Origin of the sequence: Streptosporangium amethystogenes subsp. fukuiense, assembly GCF_042665875.1 — a bacterium.
GTDB classification, from domain to species: Bacteria; Actinomycetota; Actinomycetes; order Streptosporangiales; family Streptosporangiaceae; genus Streptosporangium; species Streptosporangium fukuiense.
In genome coordinates, this window is sequence record NZ_JBHTEE010000001.1 from 1,183,059 (window position 1) to 1,202,383 (window position 19,325).

16 protein-coding genes and 1 riboswitch are annotated in these 19,325 nt (G+C 70.2%); of the genes, 8 read left to right on the forward strand and 8 right to left on the reverse strand.

Going from position 1 to position 19,325, the window contains the following annotated elements; genetic code table 11:
* Nucleotides 1–30: 30 nt before the first annotated feature.
* Nucleotides 31–1,248, reverse strand: coding sequence for an FAD-dependent oxidoreductase (locus ACFQVD_RS05135; RefSeq protein ID WP_343966044.1), 1,218 nt, complete (start codon nt 1,246–1,248; stop codon nt 31–33).
* 108 nt (nt 1,249–1,356) lie between these two features.
* Between ACFQVD_RS05135 and ACFQVD_RS05140 the strand changes: the two genes are divergently transcribed.
* On the forward strand, nt 1,357–1,893 hold the full coding sequence (locus tag ACFQVD_RS05140) for a GNAT family N-acetyltransferase (RefSeq protein ID WP_343966046.1): 537 nt from the start codon (nt 1,357–1,359) through the stop codon (nt 1,891–1,893).
* On the opposite strand, the gene ACFQVD_RS05145 is transcribed toward ACFQVD_RS05140, so the two are convergent.
* Nucleotides 1,875–2,612 carry a GntR family transcriptional regulator gene (locus ACFQVD_RS05145; protein ID WP_343966114.1) on the reverse strand — a complete coding sequence of 246 codons (738 nt, stop codon included), beginning with the start codon at nt 2,610–2,612 and terminating at the stop codon, nt 1,875–1,877. The genes ACFQVD_RS05140 and ACFQVD_RS05145 overlap by 19 nt on opposite strands.
* A 288-nt stretch (nt 2,613–2,900) precedes the next feature.
* On the opposite strand from ACFQVD_RS05145, the gene ACFQVD_RS05150 reads away from it, so the two are divergent.
* From ACFQVD_RS05150 to ACFQVD_RS05180, 7 genes are all read left to right on the forward strand, one after another.
* The gene (locus ACFQVD_RS05150) at nt 2,901–4,025 is read left to right on the forward strand and encodes an ABC transporter substrate-binding protein (RefSeq protein ID WP_343966048.1); all 1,125 of its coding nucleotides are present in this window, start codon (nt 2,901–2,903) and stop codon (nt 4,023–4,025) included.
* Nucleotides 4,026–4,053: 28 nt separating this feature from the next.
* A complete protein-coding gene (locus tag ACFQVD_RS05155; RefSeq protein WP_343966050.1) occupies nt 4,054–5,598 on the forward strand; it encodes a sugar ABC transporter ATP-binding protein in 1,545 nt (514 codons plus the stop codon).
* Nucleotides 5,591–6,553, forward strand: coding sequence for an ABC transporter permease (locus ACFQVD_RS05160; RefSeq protein WP_343966052.1), 963 nt, complete (start codon nt 5,591–5,593; stop codon nt 6,551–6,553). Before ACFQVD_RS05155 ends, ACFQVD_RS05160 begins: the two co-directional genes overlap by 8 nt.
* The gene (locus ACFQVD_RS05165; protein ID WP_343966054.1) at nt 6,550–7,563 is read left to right on the forward strand and encodes an ABC transporter permease; all 1,014 of its coding nucleotides are present in this window, start codon (nt 6,550–6,552) and stop codon (nt 7,561–7,563) included. Before ACFQVD_RS05160 ends, ACFQVD_RS05165 begins: the two co-directional genes overlap by 4 nt.
* On the forward strand, nt 7,556–8,443 hold the full coding sequence (gene lsrF, locus ACFQVD_RS05170; RefSeq protein WP_343966056.1) for a 3-hydroxy-5-phosphonooxypentane-2,4-dione thiolase: 888 nt from the start codon (nt 7,556–7,558) through the stop codon (nt 8,441–8,443). The genes ACFQVD_RS05165 and lsrF overlap by 8 nt, the downstream gene beginning before the upstream one ends.
* 69 nt (nt 8,444–8,512) lie before the next feature.
* The gene (locus ACFQVD_RS05175; protein WP_343966058.1) at nt 8,513–10,171 is read left to right on the forward strand and encodes a glycerol-3-phosphate dehydrogenase/oxidase; all 1,659 of its coding nucleotides are present in this window, start codon (nt 8,513–8,515) and stop codon (nt 10,169–10,171) included.
* Nucleotides 10,168–11,703 carry an FGGY-family carbohydrate kinase gene (locus ACFQVD_RS05180; RefSeq protein ID WP_386270528.1) on the forward strand — a complete coding sequence of 512 codons (1,536 nt, stop codon included), beginning with the start codon at nt 10,168–10,170 and terminating at the stop codon, nt 11,701–11,703. Before ACFQVD_RS05175 ends, ACFQVD_RS05180 begins: the two co-directional genes overlap by 4 nt.
* A gap of 196 nt (nt 11,704–11,899) precedes the next feature.
* Here the strand turns inward: ACFQVD_RS05180 and ACFQVD_RS05185 are convergent, their stop codons facing one another.
* The 6 genes from ACFQVD_RS05185 to ACFQVD_RS05210 all read right to left on the reverse strand — a co-directional run bounded on the left by ACFQVD_RS05185 (nt 11,900) and on the right by ACFQVD_RS05210 (nt 18,848).
* Nucleotides 11,900–12,907, reverse strand: coding sequence for a LacI family DNA-binding transcriptional regulator (locus ACFQVD_RS05185; protein ID WP_030908950.1), 1,008 nt, complete (start codon nt 12,905–12,907; stop codon nt 11,900–11,902).
* A 34-nt stretch (nt 12,908–12,941) separates the two neighbouring features.
* A complete protein-coding gene (locus tag ACFQVD_RS05190) occupies nt 12,942–14,366 on the reverse strand; it encodes a GH1 family beta-glucosidase (RefSeq protein WP_343966063.1) in 1,425 nt (474 codons plus the stop codon).
* A complete protein-coding gene (locus tag ACFQVD_RS05195; RefSeq protein ID WP_343966065.1) occupies nt 14,363–15,262 on the reverse strand; it encodes a carbohydrate ABC transporter permease in 900 nt (299 codons plus the stop codon). Before ACFQVD_RS05195 ends, ACFQVD_RS05190 begins: the two co-directional genes overlap by 4 nt.
* On the reverse strand, nt 15,259–16,236 hold the full coding sequence (locus ACFQVD_RS05200; RefSeq protein ID WP_343966067.1) for a carbohydrate ABC transporter permease: 978 nt from the start codon (nt 16,234–16,236) through the stop codon (nt 15,259–15,261). Before ACFQVD_RS05200 ends, ACFQVD_RS05195 begins: the two co-directional genes overlap by 4 nt.
* An 82-nt stretch (nt 16,237–16,318) precedes the next feature.
* Nucleotides 16,319–17,671, reverse strand: coding sequence for an ABC transporter substrate-binding protein (locus ACFQVD_RS05205; protein WP_343966069.1), 1,353 nt, complete (start codon nt 17,669–17,671; stop codon nt 16,319–16,321).
* Nucleotides 17,672–18,134: 463 nt separating this feature from the next.
* Complete coding sequence (locus ACFQVD_RS05210; RefSeq protein ID WP_343966071.1) at nt 18,135–18,848, reverse strand: CHAP domain-containing protein; 714 nt, start codon at nt 18,846–18,848, stop codon at nt 18,135–18,137.
* 17 nt (nt 18,849–18,865) lie between these two features.
* A riboswitch (cyclic di-AMP (ydaO/yuaA leader) is annotated at nt 18,866–19,004 on the reverse strand.
* Nucleotides 19,005–19,325 lie beyond the last annotated feature (321 nt).

Below are 19,325 nucleotides of genomic sequence, written 5' to 3' on the forward strand. Positions count from 1 at the left end.
GACCCGATTGTCCACATGGTGAGAAGGTCTTTATGCCTGGTGAGACCCGGCGGGATCGGCGACGTGCTCGGGCAGGACGCCCAGGCCGATGAAGCGTCTGGCCAGCGGGCCCAGCACCGGAAGACGGGAGACGTCGCGCGGTAGCCGCACCGGGCGGGTGCGCTCGGTCAGTGCCGGCCGGATCAGCCTGTTCTGGACGACACGCTGGGCGAACTGGGTGATCACGGTGGGCGGGGTGCGCCGCCGCTGGACCCTCGCGAGCAGCGACTCGGGGATCTCGGCCCCGGCGGCGAGCGGTCCGGCCAGCAGGTTCGCGGCGGCGACCGCGTCCTGCACGGCCAGGTTGATGCCGACGCCGAAGACCGGCGACATGGCGTGCGCGGCGTCGCCGATGACCAGCAGTCCCGGCCGGTGCCAGCGGCGCAGCCGGTTGAGCGCGACCGACAGCACACTGACGTCCTCGAAGCCGGACAGCAGTCCGACCCGGTCCGCCAGGAAGGGCAGGAGCCTGGCGACCTGCTCGCGCAGCGTCGCCATCCCCGCCGAGCGCAGTGCCTCGAAGCCGTTCTTGGGGATCACGTAGGCGAGCTGCCAGTAGGTCTCGCGGTTGATCGACACCATCAGGTGACCCGCCGACATTCGCAGGAACGTCGCCTCGGAGTCGGTGGGCTCGCGCGGCAGCCGGAACCAGACCACGTCCATCGGGGCACCGTGCTCCACGGGGACCAGCCCGGCGGCCTCACGCACGTCGGAGCGGCGGCCGTCGGCGGCCACGGTGAGCGTCGCGCGCAGCTCGTGCTCGCCGGAGGCGTCCCGGTAGCGCACCCCGCGCACCGTGTCGCCTTCGCGGATCACTCCGTGCACCTCGGACTCCATGAGGAGGTGGAAGTTCGGATACCTGGCGGCGGCACCGGTCAGCAGGTCGAGGAACTCCCACTGTGGCACGAAGGCGATGTACTGATATTTGCCTTTAAGTCCTGACAGGTCAGCGATCGGCACCGTGGTGTCGTCGGTCTGGATCTCCAGCCCGTACGCCTTGCGGTGGGGGAGCCGGTGGAATTCCTCGGCCAGGCCGAGCTCGTCGAGGATCTGCAGGGTGGACGGATGGATGGTGTCGCCCCTGAAGTCGCGCAGGAAGTCGCCGTGCTTCTCCAGGAGCGTCACCTCGACGCCGGCCCTGGCCAGCAGTAGCGCGAGCATCGCCCCGGCGGGACCGCCACCGGCGATCACACATGTGTTCCGAGCCATAATTCATCACCCCATGAAATTCTGGCACGGGATGCCGCCGAAGAGAACAGCGGGCGTGGTCTTTTCCTCGTGGGCACGCGGCCGGTCCGGCTGGGCCAAAGTTGGCATATGACCATTTATCAGACCGAACGCCTCGTCGTTCGCGAGTGGACCCACGACCGGGCCGACATCGACCGGATCACCGACATCTACACCCGTGACGAGGTCACCCGCTGGCTGCCGCCCCGAGACTTCGAGGCGACGGCGACGGTGGATCGCTGGCACGCCCTGAACCGGCGGGACCACGGGTTCGGGGTCTGGGCCGTCGAGGTCCGGCGGAGCGGGGTCGCGGTCGGAACCGTTCTGTTCCAGCCGATCGTCGGCGGGGACGGTGAGATCGAGGTGGGCTGGCACCTCCATCCCGACTCGTGGGGGAACGGCTACGCGACCGAGGCCGCCAGGGGTGCGGTGGAACGCGGCTTCGCCTCCGGAATCAAGGAGGTGCACGCCCTCGTCATGCCGGGCAACGACGCCTCCATGGCCGTCTGCCGCAGGCTCGGCATGACCACGGTCGGCCGGACCGGCCGCTTCTACGGCGTCGAACTGGAGATGTTCCGCCTCGGCGCGCCGGCCGGGATCTCCTCCGGTCAGCGAATGCCGACGTAGAACCGTGTCTGGTCGCTGCGGTGCAGCGCGTAGTAGGCCTCGAACCGTGTGCCGTCGGGCATCCAGGCGACCGACTCGATACCGAGCAGCGGCGTCGAGATGGAGACCTCGAGTAGCGCGGCGTCCTCGCGGTTGGGAAAGGCGGCCTCGATCCACCGGTCGGCGGCGGCGGGCTCGATCCCGTAGCGCCGCCGCAGCAGGTCGTACAGTGACTGGTTCTCCAGCACGGCGCGCTCCAGGCCGGGCACCAGACGGGCGGGCAGAGCGGTGTCGACGAGCAGCCAGGGCTGCCCGTCGACGCGCCGGAGCCTGCGCAGCCTGACGACCTGTTCCCCGGGCGGGATCCGCAGCAGGGCGGCCTCCCGCTCGTCGGCCTCGCCGAGCGACTGGCGGATGGTCCGGGTCGTCACGCGGCGGCCGGACTCCCGCAGGTCGTCGGCGGAGCCGGACATCGACCCGATGAAGTTCAGTTCGGTCTTGCGCGGTGAGACGAAGGCGCCCCGTCCCTTGATCTTATAGATCAGGCCCTGCTGCACGAGCTCGCGCAGGGCCTCCCTGACGACGGTTCGGGAGACCCCGAACATGTCGGTGAGCTCGGCCTCCGACGGCAGCGGCCGGTCCGCGGCGAACTCGCCGCTCTCGATGGTCGCCCGCAGTGCGCGCATCAGCTGCATCCACAGCGGCTCCGTTCCGTCGCGGTCGAGGCGCGGATACGTCATCGTCACGGAAACCTCCTCGGGGGGCGTCCAGGAAAGCATTTCATATGGGCAGACCTGTCATGACAGGGTGGTGATCCTGTCATGACAGGAATCCGGCGGCGCCGCGCAGATTCCCGTCTATCTATCTACTGAGCAGGAACGAAAGAGGCCCTTGACATCCACGTAACGTGGATTTAGCGTACCTGTCACTACAGGTCTGTAATGACTACGCCGCTACGCCCCCTATTGAGCGATGAGTTCACGGCCTCGACTCGCACCGCCTCGGCGGACCTGCCTTCTCTGGAGACCATGATGCGTATCCGTCCCACATCCCGGCACTGGCGTGCGGCCTCGGCGGCGTCACTGACCGCCCTCGCGGTCCTGGCGGCCGGTTGCGGCGCCGACGACTCCGGCACCTCCGGAACCTCCGACACCGCCGCCGCGCAGACCGCCGGCGAGAAGCCCTTCATCGCTCTGAGCAACGGCTTCATCGGCAACGGCTGGCGCCAGACGATGATCGCCAAGTTCGAGGAGGCGGCGGGCAAGGCCCAGGCCGACGGCCTGATCAGCAAGTACAAGGTCGTCAACGCGCCGGGAGAGAACTCCGCGACCGAGCAGGTAGCCCAGATCAAGAGCCTCCTGCTGCAGAAGCCGGACGCCCTGCTCATCGACCCGGCCTCGCCCACCGCGCTCAAGCCGGTCATCCAGCAGGCGTGCTCCGCGGGCGTCACCGTCGTGGTCTTCGACTCCGCCATCGATTCCGAGTGCGCCTACGTGCTGCAGAACAGCTTCGTCGACTGGGCCACCTACGCGGCCAAGCCGCTGCTCGAGGGCATCGGGGGCAAGGGCAACGTCATCGTCAGCCGGGGTGTCGTCGGCTCGCAGCCCGAGGCCGAGATGCTGGAGACCACCAAGAAGATCCTCGGCGAGTACCCCGGCGTGAAGACCGTCGCGACGGTGAACGGGATGTGTGACGGCGCCACCGCGCAGAAGGCCGTGCTGGGTGTGCTGTCGAGCGTGCCGAAGGTCGACGGCGTCGTTGGCTGCGGCGACGGCTACGGCGTCGCCCAGGCCTTCACCACGGCGGGCAAGCCGGTTCCCGCGGTGACGTTCGAGACCAACGGCCGCGCGCTGAACTACTGGAAGGACAACAAGATCGACAACGGTTCGGTGGCGGTCATGTCCGACCCGGGCCAGTCGGTCGCCGCGCTGTGGCAGGCGCTCGACCTGCTGGAGAAGCGGGACATCCCCAAGCAGATGACCTTCCCGATCGTCCTGGTCGAGCAGAAGGACCGTGACACCTGGGCGAGCATCCTCAAGCCCGACGAGTACGCCGCCTGGCCCTGGACGCGCGAGCTCTTCCGCGAGCAGGTCAAGGCCGTGCAGACCGGCGGAGCGCCGGTGCAGCCGCCGATCCCGACGGCCGCCGGATAGGCGGGGAAGGCACAGGGGAGGCTGCCTCATGCACGTCGACAACTTCGCCGCGAAGCCGCACGCGGCCTCGCGGAAGGAAGGCGGGAGACCGTCCGGGCAGCGGCCCGTCGTGATCGCGAGGGGCGTGACCAAGACGTACGGGCGCACCCGGGCTCTCACCGGTGTCGACCTTGAGGTCCGGGCCGGCGAGGTGCTCGGCCTCGTCGGCCACAACGGAGCCGGCAAGAGCACGCTGATGCGGGTCCTCGCCGGGCTGGAGGCCTGCGACGAGGGCACGGTCACGGTGTGCGGGCGCGACGCCTCCTCGGGCGAGGCCGGGCCGCGGGCCGGGGACTTCCGCGGCGTGCGGATGGCCTACCAGGAGACGTCGCTCTGCCCCGATCTCACGATCGCGGAGAACATCTGGGTCTCCTCACGGCACTGCCTTCCCCGGATGGGCTGGCGGCGGGCGGCCGGTAACGGCGCCCGGCGCAGGCTCGACGAGATGTTCCCCGGCCACGGGGTGACACCGGGCGACCGGGTCGAGGACCTGTCACTGGCCCAGCGCCAGATGGTCGAGATCGTCCGGGCCAGCCTGGTCGACCGGCTCGACCTGCTGATCCTCGACGAGCCCACCGAGTCCCTCGGCCCGGACGCCGCGCGCTCGCTGTACGACTACGTCCGAACCCTCACCGCGGACGGTGTCGCCGTGCTGCTCATCTCGCACCGCATCCGGGAGGTCCTCTCGGTGGCCGACCGCGTCGCCGTGCTGCGCGACGGGGCGGTCATCGCCGAACGGCCCGCGAGCGGACTCGGCGAGCACGACGTACTGGCCCTGATGGGGGCCGAGGTCGCCGCCAAGACCGAAAACGAGCGGGTCACGGCCGAGGGCGCCGCCGGGGACCGGCCGGTGCTGGCCGAGATGCGCGGCACCACCGCTCCCGGACTGCGCGACGTCTCCCTGCAGGTCGGCGTGGGCGAGGTGGTGGGCCTGGCCGGGCTGGCCGGTCAGGGCCAGCAGGAGGTGCTCGAACGCCTGTGGCGCCCGGTACGGCGCGACACGAAAGTGCGCGGCACCCGGGCCTACGTGCCGGGTGACCGGCAGCGCTCGGGGGTCCTGCCGCTGTGGAGCGTGGCGGAGAACCTCGTGGTGAGCGCGATGCGCGGTATCGCGCGCCGTGGCCTGCGCCGCCCCGCCGAGGAGCGCGCGGTCGTGCGCGACTGGGTCGAGCGCCTCGCGATCCGGGGCGGCCCGGACGCGGCGATGACCGACCTCAGCGGCGGCAACCAGCAGAAGGTGATCGTCGCGCGGGCCTTCGCCTCGGCGGCCGACCTCGTCCTGCTCGACGACCCCTTCAGGGGGGTCGACGTGCACACCAAGACCGATCTCTACGGCCTCATCCGCCAGGAGGCGGCCCAGGGCCGGAGCGTTGTCTGGTACTCGAGCGAGAACGCGGAGATGGCCCACTGCGACCGGGTCTACGTCTTCCGGGCCGGCCGGGTGGTCGCGGAACTGACCGGGGCGGAGATCTCCGAGGAACGGATCATCGCCGTCTCGTTCGCCGAGTCCGATGGAGCGCAGAACCATGAGTGAGACCCTCGTGCCGGCCCTGCTGCCGAGCCGGGCGCGGATGCGCCGGACGGCCCCGGCCGTGGTCAGCGCCGTCGCCATGATCGCGATGATCGCCGTCTGCGCGTCGCTGCAGCCGGACGTGCTGAGCGTGTCCGGGCTGTCGCTGGTCCTCTCGGCGACCGTGCCGCTGGTCATCGCGGCCCAGGCCCAGATGACGCTGATGGCGGTCGGTGACATCGACCTCGGCATCGGCAACTTCGTCGGCCTGATCACTGTGATCACGGCGACCAAGCTGGTGACCGACCCGCTCGTCGGGGGCTTGATCCTGCTCGGGCTCGTCGCCTCCTACGCGGTGCTCGGCGTTCTCATCCACCTGCGCAAGGTGCCGTCGCTGATCGCCACCCTCGGCGCGTCGTTCGTCTGGCTGGGGCTGGGCATGTTCGTCCTGCCGACACCCGGCGGAACGACCCCGGAGTGGCTGGCGGCCTTCGGCATGTGGCAGCCCGCCGGGTTCCCGGCGCCGCTGCTGCCGATCCTCCTCGTCGCCGCGCTGGTCTACCTGCTCAGCGCGCGCAGCACCCTCGGGGTCCGGATGCGCGCCCTGGGCAGCAACCCGGTGGCCCTGGAGCGGGCGGGCCTGCGCCCGCTGGCGTCGCGGGCCATCGCCTACACCGCCGCGGGCGCGCTCGGCGTGCTGTCCGGTCTCGTGCTGGCCTCCCAGACCGGGGGCGGCGACGTGTCGTCGGCCTCCAGTTACACCCTCATGACGGTGGCGGCGGTGATCCTCGGCGGCGGCTCCTTCTACGGCGGCAGCGCGGTGCCGTGGGGAGTGGTGATCGGCGGCGTGACCCTAGGCCTGGTCAGCGTGGTCCTCAGCCTGCTCGATGTGCCGACCAACATGCAGTCGGCGGTTCAAGGCGTGATCGTCCTGGCCGTGCTCGCCGGACGTGTCCTGGTCGGAAAGGTGCTGCGATGAACATCCGCGCGCTCGTCGCGCGTCCGTGGATCTGGGGGTTCGCCGCCGCGGCGCTCGTCTGGCTGATGATCTTGGCCATCTCCGGGCAGGGGGGCGGCCAGACGGTCTCCCTGGCTCTGTCCCTGGCGCCCTACCTGGTCATCGTGGGACTCGGGCAGATGCTCGTCGTCACCGCCGGCCCCGGCAACATCGACGTCTCCGTGGCGCCGATCATCTCCCTCGCCGGATTCGTCTCGGTGCTGGCGGCCTTCTCCACCGGCTCGGCGACGGTGGGCGTCCTGGCGGGCGTCGGTGCGGGCCTCGTCATCGCGGCGATCAGCACGGTGGCGATCCTCGGCCTGTCCGTTCCGCCGATCATCGCCACGCTGGCCGCCGGGCTCATCGCCTCCTCGGGCACGCTGTCGCTGGCGAACGGTTTCAGCGCGGTGCCCGACCCGGGGCTGCGGAGCCTGCTCAACCTGCGACCGGCGGGCATCCCCGTCCTCGCCGTGGCCATCGTGGTCGTGACCGTCCTGGTCATCGCGCTGCTGCGCGGCACGACCTACGGCCGTTCGCTGATCGCGGTGGGACAGAACCGCCGGGCGGCCGAGCGCGCCGGAATCCCCGTCGCGCGGATCATCGCGGTGACCTACCTGGCCAGCGGTGCCCTGGCCGGCCTGACCGGAGCCCTGCTGGCCGCCTACATCGCACCCTCCGCGGACCTCGGCACGCGCTACCTGCTCGACTCGGTGGCCGTCGTCGTGATCGGCGGAACGCTCATCTCGGGCGGACGGGCCGTGCCCGTCGGCGTCTGGGGAGCCGCACTCTTCTTCATCCTGCTGGACGGCCTGGTCAACCTCGTCGGCTGGAGCAGCGCGGCGCAGAACATCCTCAAGGGCGGTCTGGTGCTGCTGGTCCTCTTCCTCGCCGGTGGCGGTGACCGTGTCGCCGGCGCACCCTCCCGTTTCCGACGACGGCCGCGACCCGCGGCCGTCACCACCACAACCACTGGAGAGAACACCCATGGCTGACACCGACGGTCTGCTCGACGCCCGCGACTTCGGCGGCGCCGCCTCCGGGACCGGCGGCTTCCACGTCAAGGGCGCACAGGCCCAGGACTGGGGCCTGCAGAACCGGCTCGCGCGCATCTTCAAGGCCGACACCGGCCGGACCGTGATGCTCGCGTTCGACCACGGCTACTTCCTCGGCCCGATGGCCGGCCTTGAGCGCATCGACGTCAACATCGCCCCGCTGGTGCCCGACGCCGACGCGATCATGCTGACCCGGGGCGTGCTGCGCACCAGCATCCCGCCGGCCACCGACGCCGGCATCGTGCTGCGCGCCAGCGGCGGCCCGAGCGTGCTGCGCGACCTCTCCGACGAGCACATCGCCCTGGACATGGAGGACGCGGTACGGCTCAACGCCGCGGCCGTGGCCATCCAGGTCTTCGTCGGCAGCGAGAACGAGTCGCGGTCGATCGCCAACCTCGCCGCGCTGGTGGACGCCGGCCAGCGGCACGGTGTCGCCGTGCTCGGCGTCACCGCCGTCGGCAAGGACATGGTCCGCGACGCCCGCTACTTCCGGCTGGCCACCCGGATCAGCGCGGAGATGGGCGCGCACATCGTCAAGACGTACTACGTCGAGGAGGGCTTCGAGACCGTCACCGCGAGCTGCCCGGTGCCGATCATCGTCGCGGGTGGCAAGAAGCTGCCCGAGCTCGACGCCCTGACGATGGCCTACCGGTCGATCCAGGAGGGTGCCGCCGGTGTCGACATGGGCCGCAACATCTTCCAGAGCGAGAACCCGGCCGGCATGCTCGCGGCGATCCGCGCCGTCGTGCACGACGAGGTGAAGCCCGAAGAGGCCTACCAGCTCTTCAAGGACCACTCGGCTGCCGGCACCGCGTCCTGACCCTCTCTGGGGCTCGGGCCCCGGCGTGAGACCGCCGGGGCCCGGTCCCGTCATCTCCCGGGAGCTCCCATGTCGCAACAACCAGCCGGATCTGACGACGTCGTAGACCTCGCCGTCATCGGAGCCGGTATCAACGGGCTCGCCATAGCCCGTGACGCCGCCACCCGTGGCCTGCATGTCGTCGTCGTCGACCGCGCCGACGTGGGCTCGGGAACGTCAAGCACGTCCAGCCGGCTGATTCACGGCGGGCTGAAGTACCTCGAACGCTACGACTTCAACCTCGTGCGGGAGTCGATCCGCGAGCGGCACCTGCTGTTCCGCAACGCCCCGCACCTCGTTCGCGACTACCCCATGCTGATCCCCTCCTACGCGGGTGACAGCAGGCCCGGCCCGCTGATCCGGCTCGGGCTGGCCGCGTTCGACGTCCTGTCGGCGGGGCGCAGGAAAGGCCGCAGCCGCAGCGTGCCCCTCCGCACGGTGGCCCGCAGGTGGCCCACGCTGTCGAGGCGTGGCCTGCGCGGGGCCTCGCTGTTCCGCGACGCGCAGGTGCCGTGGGCCGAGCGGCTCTGCGTCGAGTTGCTCCTCGACGCCCGACGGCTCGGCGCGCGGGTGCTCACCCACACCACGGTCACCGGGCTGGTCGTGGAGAACGACCGGGTCGTCGGGATACGGGCCGAGGACAACACCTCCGGCGCGCGAACCGAGATCCGGGCCGCGATCACGGTGAACGCGGCCGGTCCGTGGATCGACAGGATCCTCGACGGGCAGGTGGCCAGCCGGCGCCTCAACGGCGGTACCAAGGGCAGCCACATCATCGTCGACGCCTTCCCCGGCGCACCCGACACCTGCATCTTCTTCGAGGCGGCCGCCGACCATCGGCCGATCTTCGTCCTCCCCTGGGAGGGCCGCTACATGCTGGGCAGCACGGACCTGACCTACGAGGACGATCTCGACGAGGTCGTCACCAGCGACGAGGAGATCGACTACCTGCTCGCCGAGACCAACCGGATCTTCCCGAGCGCCGGCCTCACCCCCGGCGACGTGCTCTACAGCGTGGCCGGCGTCCGGCCCCTGCCGTACACCGCCGGGGTCTCCGACAACGCCAAGATCAGTCGTGGGCACACGGTGCACAGCCACGCCCCGGCCCACCCGGGGCTGTTCACGGTCATCGGCGGCAAGCTGACCACCCACCGCGCCCTCGCCGAGGACGTCACCGACGCGGTGCTGCGCGTGCTCGGCCGCACGCGCCGGCGCTGCCTCACCCGCTCCCGGGCCTTCCCCGGAGCCGACACCGCCGACTGGCCGACCTTCAGCGCGGACTTCATGCGCTCCTCGCCGCTCACCCCGGCGCAGTCGCGCCGGCTGCTCGACGTCTACGGCGTACGGGCCCGCAGGGTGCTCGAACTCGCTGAGACGGACGACACACTCGCCGAGGTCGTCGACGAGGAGACCGGCGCGCTCGCCGCCGAGGTGGTCCTGGCGGTGCGCGAGGAGGGCGCCGTGACGCTGGGGGACATCCTGCTACGACGTACCCTGATTGGACTCGGTCCCGACATGGGCCTGAAGGCGGCCGCGGCCTGCGCCGACATCGCGGTACGCCACCTCGGCTGGGACGAGGGGCGGGCCCGCGCCGAGGTCGCCGGCTACGAGGCCGAACTGCGGCGCTTCAGGCCCAGGGTCCTGGACACGCCGGTCAGGACGGGAAGCAGCGACAGGAGGACCTCGTGACAGCCCCGGGCACGTGCTACATCGGCGTCGACATCGGCCTGACGGCCTCGAAGGTCGCGGCCTTCGACACCGAGGGGCGGGAACTCGGCGTCGTGCACGCCCGCACCCCCCGCACCAGCGTGACCGCGCACCGCCACGACGTCGACATGCTCGGGCTGGCCGACACGGTCATCTCGCTGCTCGGCGAGCTCACCGGGAAGCTGGCCGCCGACGGATACATCCCGGCGGGCATCGGAGTGGCGGCCCACGGTAACGGACTGTATCCGGTCGACGCCGCGCTGAGGCCGGTCGGCCCGGCCATCGCGTCGTCGGACAGCCGGGCCCAGCGGATCGTGGACGCGATCCCGGAGCGGGAGGCCAAACGGCTGGCCAGGGAGACCGGCTCCATCCCGTGGGCCGCGCAGCCCGCCGTGCTGCTGCGCTGGCTGCACGACGTCGAGCCGGAGAGCTACCGGGCCACCCGGTGGGCACTGTCCTGCAAGGACTGGGTCACCGCGCAGCTCACCGGCGTGCCGAGCGCCGACTACAGCGACGCCAGCGCCTTCGGCATGGTGGCCCTCGACACCCGCGCCTACACCCCGACGGCGCTGGAGCTGGTGGGGCTGCCGGCGAGCGACCTCGACCGGTTCCCCTCGCTGCGCCAGTCCAGTGACGTGGTCGCCGGGCTGAGCGCGGCGGCCGCGGCGCGCACCGGACTCCCCGAGGGACTGCCGGTGATCGCCGGTTGCATGGACTGCGTGGCGGCGACGCTCGGCGCCGGGGGACGCGGCCTCGGGGACGTGACGATCATCGTCGGGACATGGGCCATCAACGGGGCCGTGGTGCCCGCCCGCACCCCGGCCCCCGAGGTCACCTTGAGCGCGCTGATGCCCGACCCGGCCACGATGCTGGCCATGGAGGTCGCGCCGACCTCGGCCGCCAACCTCGAATGGCTGGCGTGCGCGTCGGCGCCGCACGACCAGGTCGGCGGCCTGCTCGCGGTGGACCTTCTCAGGGAGGCGGCCATGGTGCCGCCGGGCGCGGAGGGCCTGCTGTTCCTGCCCTTCGTCAACGGAGCCCCCGAACACCCCGCGGCGTCGGGGACGTTCCTCGGCATCTCCGGCGTGCACCGCCGCGGGCATCTCACCCGCGCGGTCATCGAGGGGGTCGCCCAGTACCACCGGGTCCAGCTCGACCGGGTCCTGGCCAGCGGAGCCGACATCGGGGACCGGCCGTGGCGGCTGGCCGGTGGCGGTGCCCGATCCGAGGTCTGGGCGCAGATCTTCGCCGATGTGCTGGGGCGGCCGGTCCGCCGTCAGCTCACCAGCGAGCTGGGAGCACGCGGCGTCGCGTCGCTGCTGCCCGCCGCGCTCGGCCACGATCTCCAGCCGTGGTCGGTCAGTGACGAGGACGACCTGTGCGTGCTGCCGGGCCCCCGGCGGGAGGCGTACCTGCGGCACTCGCAGGTCTTCGACCGGACGCTGGCCGGCATGTCGTCCGCCTGGTCGGAGGTCGATCGGTACCGTACCGCCGGTCCCGCCGACGCCGGGTAAGGCCGGCCGGTCACGGCCGCCGCGGGGAACCCGCCCGGGGACACGGGCACCGGGCCGTGACCGGGTCAGGGTGAGGCGCGGAGCCGCCGGGACGCGGGCGGGGCGGTGGAATCCCACGGCCCCGCCCGCGTCGTCGTGCTACCGGCCGAGGCCCGACTCCGACTCCGTCCCGCCCGGCTCGCCGAAGGAGGCCGCCTCAGGCGGAGGACCGCTCGACCAGGTGGGTGTCGAGTATCACCACCGGCTGCTCCAGGTGCTCGCCGTTGATGCGGGAGACGAGGAGGTGGGCCATCTGCCGGCCCATCGACTCGGTGGGCTGGTGCACGCTGGTCAGGGCGGGGGAGGAGTGCGCCCCGGCGGGCGAGTCGTCGAAGCCGATCACCGCGACGTCGCCGGGAATGCTCTTGCCCTCCTCGCGCAGCACCCGCATCGCGCCCAGCGCCATCGGGTCCGAGGCGGTGAAGACGGCGTCCAGGTCGGGGTTCTCGGCGAGCAGCTTGCGCATTTCGGCCATGCCGCTCTCCTCACTGAAGTCGCCGTACGCCACGATCTCGCTCAGGCCGGTCGCGAGCAGCGCGTCGCGGTAGCCCGCGAGCCGGTCCACGCCCACGCCCATGTCCTGCGTTCCCGCGATGGTGGCGATCCGGCGGCGACCCCTGCCCAGCAGGTACTTGACCGCCTGTCTGGCTCCGGCCCGGTTGTCCACGTCGACGTAGCTGTAGGGGGTGAGGCCGACAGGGCGGCCTCCGATGACCGTCGGCACGCCCATCGCCTCCAGCCTTCCCGGCAGCGGGTCGGCGCCGTGCAGGGAGATCAGCAGCACCCCGTCGACGTGCTGTCCGGTCAGATAGTGCTCCAGCCGCTCGTGCTCCTGCTTCGACTGGGCCATCGCGAGGATCAGTTGCAGCCCGGTCTCGGACAGTGCGGAACCGATGCCGCGGATGGTTCCCGCGAAGTACGGCTCGTCGAAGACCCGCAGCTCGGACTCCGAGACGACCAGCGCCACGGTGTCCGTACGCCGGGTGACCAGCGCGCGCGCAGCCCGGTTGGGCACGTAGCCCAGTTCCTGGATCGCCTGCAGCACGGCGTCACGGGCCTTCTCGCTCACCTTCGGTGAACCGTTGATGACCCGTGACACCGTTCCTCGGCCGACTCCGGCCAGGGCCGCGACCGCCTCAAGCGTCGGACGACGGTCGCCGTTCATGTGTTTCAGCCCCCCGTGGTGAATTCGCCGGCCTCTATTCTGTCGGACCGTTCAGGCCTCCGCGCCTGATGGTCCCGGCATACCAGAGAGCGCTCTCTTTGGGAACTCTAGTTTGCGTCTCATAGTCGACATGCACCAGTCCGAACCGCTTTCCGTACCCCCACGCCCACTCGAAGTTGTCCATCAGGGACCAGGCGAAGTAGCCCTCCAGCGGGATCCCCGCCTCGATCGCGGCGTGGCAGGTGCGCAGGTGGGCGTCGATGTAGTCCACCCGGTCGCGGTCGTGGACGACGCCGTCGGGTCCGACGATGTCGTCGAAGGCCGCGCCGTTCTCCGAGATGACCAGTGGGACACGCGGGTACTCGGCGGCCAGCCGCTGCAGGATCTCCAGCAGCCCCGAGTCGTCGATCTCCCAGCCCATGGCCGTCACGGGACGTCCGCCCTCGACGAACGAGACGTGCTCGCTGCCGACCCAGGGGGACCCGGTGTCGGTGGGCGCCGCCGCGGCCGACGCCGCGCCGCCGGGGGTACCGGAGACGGTGAAGCGGCTGTAGTAGTTGATCAGCAGCTTGTCCAGCGGCGTCGAGATGATCTCCATGTCCCCGTCCTGGACGAGCCCGGCCGGTCGGCCGAGGTCCTCCAGCACGTCGGCCGGGTACTCGCCCTTGAGCAGGGCGTCCAGGAAGAAGCGGTTCTGCAGCCCGTCGATGCGGCGGGCGGCGTCCTGGTCGGCCTCGGAGGCGGTCTGCGGCGTGATCGCGTACAGGTTGACGCAGCCGCCGATGACGGTCTCCGGGCGCTGGGCCCGCATGGCCTGCGCGGCCAGGCCGTGCGCGAGCAGCAGGTGGTGGGCGGCGTACACCGCCTTGTCGGGCTCGCGCCGCCCGGGGGCGTGCTCACCCGAGGCGTACCCGAGGAACGCCGAGCACCAGGGCTCGTTGACGGTGCTCCAGTTGCGGACCCGGTCGCCCAGCGCGTCGTGCACGGCCGCCGCGTAGTCGGCGAAGCGCTTCGACGTCTCCCGTGACGGCCAGCCGCCCGCGTCTTCCAGGGGCTGGGGCAGGTCCCAGTGATAGAGCGTCACCCACGGGTCGACGCCCCGGGAGAGGAGCTCGTCGACCAGGCGGCTGTAGAAGTCGACGCCCCTGAGGTTGACGGGGCCGTGCCCCTCGGGCTGGATCCGGGGCCAGGAGATGGAGAACCGGTACGCGCCGAGGCCGAGTTCGGCCATCAGCCGCACGTCGTCCCGGTAGCGGTTGTAGTGGTCGATGGCGACGTCGGCGTGCTCGCCGTTCACCACCCGGCCCGGCTGCTTGACAAAGGTGTCCCAGATGGAGATGCCGCGGCCATCCTCCGAGACGGCGCCTTCGATCTGGTAGGCGGAGGTGGCCGCGCCCCAGACGAAACCTGTCGGGAACACCAGATCCGAGGTCTGAATCTGCGTCTCTTGCGTGGTCACGCTTTAACCGCACCTTCCATGAGTCCGCCGACGATCTGACGGCCGAACGCGATGAAAACGATGAACAGGGGGAGGACCGATGCCGCGGTGCCGGTGAACAGCATCACGTAGTCGGTGCCGTGGGCCTGGTTGAGCGCCGCGATCGACGTCTGGACTACCGGGTTGTCCGGGTTCAGCACGATCAACGGCCACATGAACTCGTTCCAGGTCTGCATGAAGACCAGCAGTGCCAGCACGGCCATTCCCGGTCGTAGCGCCGGCAGGATGACGTTCGCGTAGATGCGCATGGTGGAGGCGCCGTCGACGCGGGCCGCCTCGACCAGTTCGTCCGGCACCGCCTGGGTGGCGTACTGGGTCATCATGAAGACCCCGAAGCCGTTGACCAGGAAGGGCAGGATCACCGCCTTCAGCTGGCCGGTCCAGCCGAGCGTGACCATGAGCTCGTACAGCGGCACGACGCCCATCTGCTGGAGCGGGACCATCATCGTCACCAGGATCAGGCCCAGCAGGATCTTGGCGCCCCGGAAGCGCAGCTTGGCGAAGGCGAAGCCGGCCAGGGTGGAGATGAGCACCACGGAGAGGGTCACGGTGACCGAGACGATGGCCGAGTTCACCAGGCCGGTCATGAAGTAGGCGTCCTCGGTGGACAGGAGCCGCGAGACGTTCTCGCCGAGGTGGCCGCCGGGGAGCAGCGGCGGCGGTACGTCGATGGCCTCCTCGTTGGTCCGGGTGGCCATGATGAACATGTAGTAGATGGGGAACGCCGACAGCACGAGCGCGAAGGCCAGGACGACCTTCGTCAGCGGGCCGGCGTCCCAGATGCGGTTGCGCGCGGCCGGCTGGCCGGAAGACCGTCGTGAATGCGCCGGGGGCCGCCTGGACTGGATGGCCGTCACTTGGAACCCCCGATACGGCGGGTGAAGGAGTAGTTGATGAGCGTCCCGACCAGGATCAGTGCGAACAGCATCCACGCGGCGGCCGAGGCGTAGCCGAAGTCGAAGTCGCGGAACGCCTCCTTGACGATGAACATGGCCACGGTCTGGTACTGGCCGGTGGCGCCGCCGCTCATCGTCGGGTTGCCGTCGAACATGACCGGCTCGGTGAACAGCGTCAGGCCGCCGATGGTGGAGATGAACACGATGAAGATGAGCGTCGGGCGCAGCATCGGGATGGTGATCTGCCAGAACTGCCGCCTGGCCGTGGCGCCGTCGATGGAGGCGGCCTCGTAGAGATCCTTGGGGATGGTCTGCATGGCGGCCAGCAGGATGATCGCGTTGTAGCCGGTCCAGCGCCAGTCGATCATGGTGGAGATCGCGATCCACGCGGACCACTTCTCGTTCTGCCAGTTGATCGCGTCGGTTCCGAAGAGGCCCAGGAACCAGTTGATCATGCCGTAGTCACGCCCGTACAGCTGGGTGAAGACGACGGCGACGGCGACGACGGAGGTGATCAGCGGCAGCAGCACGCCGAGGCGGAAGAAGAGCCGTCCCCGGATGCGCTTGTTGAGCGCGTTGGCCAGCACGAGGGCGAGGACGAGCTGCGGGATCGTCGACATGACGAACATGCCGAGAGTGTTGATCACCGCGTTCCAGAAGGCCTCGTCGGTGATCAGCTCGATGTAGTTCTCGAGGCCGACGAAGGACTTGTCCCCGGCGAGCTCCCAGTCGTGCAGCGAGACCCAGAGGGTGTAGCCGAGCGGGAAGACGCCGAAGATCGCGAAGAGGAGGAAGTACGGGGAGACGAGGAAGTAGGGGGTCGCCCGGAGGTCGAACCGGGCCCATCCACCGCCTCGCTGCGGTCCGCGCGCCCCCGCCGACCGGCGGGGGCCGGGCTGTGGAGGGGCGGCCGGGGAGTCGACGTGCAGTGTCATCAACGGAGCCTTTCAGCGGGGGCAGGCGACCGGCCCGGCGGCGGGATCACCGCCGCCGGGCCGGTGCGGGTCGGTACGGGGATCAGCCCGCTGCCTTGACGCCGGCCTCGACGAACTTGGTCCAGGCCTGGTCATAGGGGACCGAACCCTGGTCCATGCCCTCGAGGACCTTCTCCACCGCGGTCTTGACCTGGGCGTGCTTCTCGCCAAGGAAGACGGGAAGCAGGTCCTTGACCGACGCGCCGAAGATCTGGCCGGTCGGCGCGTCGTTGAAGAACGGGTTCTTCAGGTCGGCGACCGCCGGGTCCTGCTGCGCCGGGATGGAGCTCGGGAAGGCCGCCGCCTCCTGGAAGGCCATGACGTGGCCCTCCTTGCCGGTGAGGTAGTTCAGGACCTCGGCGGCCTCCTTGGGGTGCTTGCTCTGCTTGGGAACCGCGAGGTAGGAACCGCCCCAGTTGCCCGCACCGCCGGGCACGGACGCGACGTCCCACTTGCCCTTGTTGTCGTCACCGGCCGCACCGGAGACCACACCGAGCATCCAGGCCGGGCAGCCCATGGTCGCGAAGCCGCCCTTCTTGATCGCGGCGTTCCACGGCGGGGTGAAGGAGGCGAGCTTGGCGGTCAGGCCCGCCTCGCTGAAGTCCTTCACCGTGTCGAAGGAGGTCTTGATGGCGGGGTTGCTCTCAAGGACGAGCTGGTTGCTCTTGTCGAAGTAGGCGATGTTGCCGTTCTTCGGCGCCTCCTGCGACAGGATCACGTTGTAGAGCGTGTTCGGGCCGTCGAGGAACTTGGGGTCGCTCTTGCCGGGGTTGGCGGCCTTGAACTTCTCGCCGATCGCCTTGAAGGCGTTCCAGTCCGGCCAGAGCTTGCCGACCTCGTCGCGCTCGGTGGGCAGGCCCGCCTTCTCGAACAGGTCCTTGCGGTAGCACATGGTCATGCCGCCGATGTCGGTGCCGAGAGCGAAGAGCTTGTTGTCGGCGTTGATGCCGTTGTCCCACTTGGCCGCGGGGAAGTCGGCCTTGCGGCTCTCCAGCCCGTACTCGGCCAGGTCGGTGAAGAACTGCGGGCGGGCCTTCATGAGGCCCATCGCGCCCTCGTCCAGGGCGATGATGTCGGCCGCGCCGCTGCCGGCCTGCAGGCGCTGGAGCAGTTGCGGGAGGTAGACGTCCTCGAACCGGTCGGTCAGGTTCTGGTACTTGACCTGGATGTTCGGGTGTGCCGCGTTCCAGGTCTCCACGGCCTTGTCGTAGCCGAAGTTCTCGCCGCCGCCGAAGGTGTGCACGGTGATGGTCACCGGCTCGGCCGCGGCGGAGGCACCGCCGTCGCCCGCGGCGGGCTTGGCGGGCTCGCTGGAACTGCACGAGGTGATGGCCAGGGCGGTGGCCGCCATGACCGCTACGGCGGCGAGCTTGCCGTGCCGCTTGTCGTTCAACATTTCCGGACCCCTCTCAGGTGGTCGCCCGAATCATTGGGAGGTGACACCGGGGGCCGGTCCCCGACAAACACGGCCTCGCGGTGCGGTAGTTCCTCAATGTGCTTTGGGAGCGCTCCCACGAAGAGTGGACGATGGGCAACCGGGACGTCAATATGCCGAAACTCAACCGTTACATCTGACTGGTTTGCGGGGGACTAAGAGCTTGAAAAGGTGATATACCTCGCATGAGGGCATTTGGGAGCGCTCCCATCCCACGGACATACAGTCGGGGCATTAGTGCCCGGGTCAGGCGGCAGGGCGCCGGGGGCGGAACGCCGTCAGGGGCGCCGCTCGGTCGAGCGGCGCCCCTGACGGCGTTCGAGCCGTCCGGTGGTCGCCGGACGGCGCGCACCGCCTGGATCGGGCGGGTCCAGGCGGTGCGGAGTGGCCGCGTCACCGGGGGACGGCGCGGGCGAGGGGTGGATCAGTCGGCGTAGACCGGGTAGCCGTAACCCACGACCTGCGAGGTGGGCCGGACGCGCTGCTCGACGTTGCCGTTGCCGGTGTTACCCTCGATCGTGGTGATCGTGCCGTCTCCGTTGTCCTTCTTCACGAAGCCGACGTGGTCGATGCCGTCGAGGTCCTTGCCACCGGCCCAGTCGAAGTAGACGACGGCGCCGGGGGTGGGGGTGGTGCCCCAGTGCTGGTTGTTCTTGAACCACTTGGCGTGGGTGACGGTGTAGGCGTCCCAGCCCATCGTGGGCCGGATGCCGGCCATCTCGCCGACCCAGGAGACGAACATCGCGCACCAGGGGGCGTTGGCGTAGCCCTGGATGCTGCCGCCGTCACGGGCGACGGTCTCCTTGGCGCGCGGGGAGGACATGTACCACGAGTGGAACTTGGTCCCGCCGCCCTGGGAGTTCTCGCGGACGCCGATCTGCTTGGCGGCGAGGTCCAGGACCTGTGCGGCGGAGACCTTGGGCAGCCTCTCGGCCGCGATCTCGAGCGGGGTGCTCGCGGGCCTGTTCTGCGAGACCTCGGAGACCTTCGCGTCGGCGGGCGGCGTGTTCAGGGCGGGACGGCTGTCGGCCAGGGCGGCGGAGCCCACGGAGCCGGTCGCCAGGACGACGCAGGCGCCCAGGAGGGCGCTCGCCACGCGGGGGGCGCTGAGGGTGGGGGTGAGGCGGTGCTTGGTCATACCGGGGTCGACTCCTTGCTTCGCTTCCATACCGCCTACCGGGTTAGCTGACGGGTTCGGGCTGGGAAGTGCCCTACGGCGCGAGAACGCGCTGATTCACCCCAGGAACGTGGTTCCCCGGTTCCGCAGACTTCGCGGATTCGGCGGCCGTGCTCACCGCGGGCGGAGGGGCTCCGCCCAGGTGGAACACGGTCGGGCAATGTGACGGCAATGCTTAGACCTATACAGACCCAGACATTTGCCACGAACAGGACGAACGTACGTCACTCGGACAGACGATTACAAGTAGGACACATTGCCCTGACTTGGTAGTACGTCCAGATCGAGGGGGTAGGACGGGGGGTCGCTTGGCCCGGGGAGGGGGTGGGGTGCGCCCGTCCTCCGGCCGGCCGCCGCGGCCGGGGTCGCGATCTCGCCGCGGGCGGAATCCCCTGTTCCCTCGGCGATCCGGGCGAGTGGTACCCGCTGATGGATCGC

Bases quoted from the DNA above. Each gene is read 5' to 3' on its own strand.
- ACFQVD_RS05135 (WP_343966044.1), bottom strand. From the start codon at position 1,248: ATGGCTCGGAACACATGTGTGATCGCCGGTGGCGGTCCCGCCGGGGCG.
- ACFQVD_RS05140 (WP_343966046.1), top strand. From the start codon at position 1,357: ATGACCATTTATCAGACCGAACGCCTCGTCGTTCGCGAGTGGACCCAC.
- ACFQVD_RS05145 (WP_343966114.1), bottom strand. From the start codon at position 2,612: ATGACGTATCCGCGCCTCGACCGCGACGGAACGGAGCCGCTGTGGATG.
- ACFQVD_RS05150 (WP_343966048.1), top strand. From the start codon at position 2,901: ATGATGCGTATCCGTCCCACATCCCGGCACTGGCGTGCGGCCTCGGCG.
- ACFQVD_RS05155 (WP_343966050.1), top strand. From the start codon at position 4,054: ATGCACGTCGACAACTTCGCCGCGAAGCCGCACGCGGCCTCGCGGAAG.
- ACFQVD_RS05160 (WP_343966052.1), top strand. From the start codon at position 5,591: ATGAGTGAGACCCTCGTGCCGGCCCTGCTGCCGAGCCGGGCGCGGATG.
- ACFQVD_RS05165 (WP_343966054.1), top strand. From the start codon at position 6,550: ATGAACATCCGCGCGCTCGTCGCGCGTCCGTGGATCTGGGGGTTCGCC.
- lsrF (WP_343966056.1), top strand. From the start codon at position 7,556: ATGGCTGACACCGACGGTCTGCTCGACGCCCGCGACTTCGGCGGCGCC.
- ACFQVD_RS05175 (WP_343966058.1), top strand. From the start codon at position 8,513: ATGTCGCAACAACCAGCCGGATCTGACGACGTCGTAGACCTCGCCGTC.
- ACFQVD_RS05185 (WP_030908950.1), bottom strand. From the start codon at position 12,907: ATGAACGGCGACCGTCGTCCGACGCTTGAGGCGGTCGCGGCCCTGGCC.
- ACFQVD_RS05200 (WP_343966067.1), bottom strand. From the start codon at position 16,236: ATGACACTGCACGTCGACTCCCCGGCCGCCCCTCCACAGCCCGGCCCC.
- ACFQVD_RS05205 (WP_343966069.1), bottom strand. From the start codon at position 17,671: ATGTTGAACGACAAGCGGCACGGCAAGCTCGCCGCCGTAGCGGTCATG.
- ACFQVD_RS05210 (WP_343966071.1), bottom strand. From the start codon at position 18,848: ATGACCAAGCACCGCCTCACCCCCACCCTCAGCGCCCCCCGCGTGGCG.